The following is a 1,529-nucleotide window of genomic DNA, read 5'->3' on the forward strand; positions in this document are numbered from 1 at the left end:
GGAGAACCGGCGGGGGCGGCGCTGTCGGTGCGGGCGTCAGGGCGCGGTGATCGTCAGGTCCGCGCGGCGCGGGCCCGCGAAGCCCTCCATGTCGGCGCGGCTCAGGCCGGTGAGCAGGGTGACCTCGGTGTCGTCGAGTGCGCCGCAGTCGAGGCCGCGCAGCAGATATCCGCTGAGCGCCTTGGCGGTCGCCGGCTCGTCCATGACATCGCCGCCGGCCTTGGCTACATAGGCGGCGAGCCGGGCAGCGGCCGGTTCCAGGCCCTCGCGGTAGAAGGCGTACACCGCCGCGTAACGCGTCGGCAGATGCGCCGGGTGCATGTCCCAGCCCTGGTAGTAGGCGCGGGCCAGAGCGCGGCGGGTGAGGCCGTAGTGGAGCCGCCAGGCCTCGTGCACATGGGCGGTCGTACCGATCGGCAGGACGTTGGTCGAGCCGTCCGAGACCCGTACGCCGGTGCCCGCGGCCGCGACCTGCATGACCGCCTTGGCGTGGTCGGCGGCGGGGTGGTCGCTGGCCTGGTGGGCCGCGCTCACGCCGACGCAGGCGCTGTAGTCGAAGGTCCCGTAGTGCAGACCGGTGGCCCGGCCCTCGGCGGCGCCGATCATCCTGGCGACGGCCGCGGTGCCGTCGGAGGCGAGGATGGACTGGCTGGTCTCGATCTGGATCTCGAAACCGATCCGGCCGGCCGGCAGGCTGTGTGTCTTCTCGAAGGCTTCGAGGAGGCGCACGAAGGCGGTGACCTGCTCGGGGTAGGTCACCTTGGGCAGGGTCAGGACGAGCCCTTCGGGCAGCCCGCCCGCCCGCATCAGGCCGGTGAGGAAGATGTCGGTGGTGCGGATGCCGCGGTCGCGGACCGCCGCCTCCATGCACTTCATGCGGATGCCCATGTAGGGAGCGGCCGTACCGTTCGTGTACGCCTCGGAGACCAGCCGGGCGGCGCGGGCCGCGGCCTCGTCCTCCTCGGCGTCGGGGCGTGGGCCGTAGCCGTCCTCGAAGTCGATGCGCAGGTCCTCGACGGGCTCACGCTCCAGCTTGGCGCGCACCCGGTCGTGGACGGCGGTGGCGAGCTCGTCGCCGATGCCCAGGAGCCCGGCGAAGGAGGCGGCGTCGGGTGCGTGGGTGTCGAGGGATGCCAGCGCCTGGTCGCCCCAGGAGCGGATGGTGCCCGCGTCGAAGGTGTCACCGGGCACGTACACGGTGTGGACGGGCTGGCGGGTGCCAGGGTCCCCCGGGTAGCGGCTCGCCAGCTCCTCGTCGACCGCGACCAGGGAAGCGCTGATGTCCTCGCTGACCGCACCCGCGAGGCTCGTCGCCACCTTCTCCTGCTGACCCATCCTTCACCCTCCTATTTTCCGCTGCACGGAATCAACAATCCGCATAGCGAAGTTAACGGGCGGTCATGACCTGCGTCAATGGTTGGCCGAAACAGCCGGGGGGGGGCCCGCCCGCGGGCCCCGCGGCGTGCGGCGGGGCAGCCCCCGCCAGCGGGGGGTGGGGGCGGCGGCGGGTGGGGGGCGGGGGGTGGAGG

At 72.9% G+C, this 1,529-nt stretch carries 1 protein-coding gene; it reads right to left on the reverse strand.

Features of this window, described 5'->3' with window-relative positions:
* Positions 1-36: 36 nt before the first annotated feature.
* Entirely contained in the window at positions 37-1,335 is a 1,299-nt protein-coding gene (locus tag ACFXBC_RS35075) for a DUF6986 family protein (RefSeq protein WP_385034193.1), read from the reverse strand.
* Positions 1,336-1,529: the final 194 nt, after the last annotated feature.

The organism is Streptomyces sp. NPDC059398, assembly GCF_042751845.1.
Classification (GTDB): domain Bacteria; phylum Actinomycetota; class Actinomycetes; order Streptomycetales; family Streptomycetaceae; genus Streptomyces.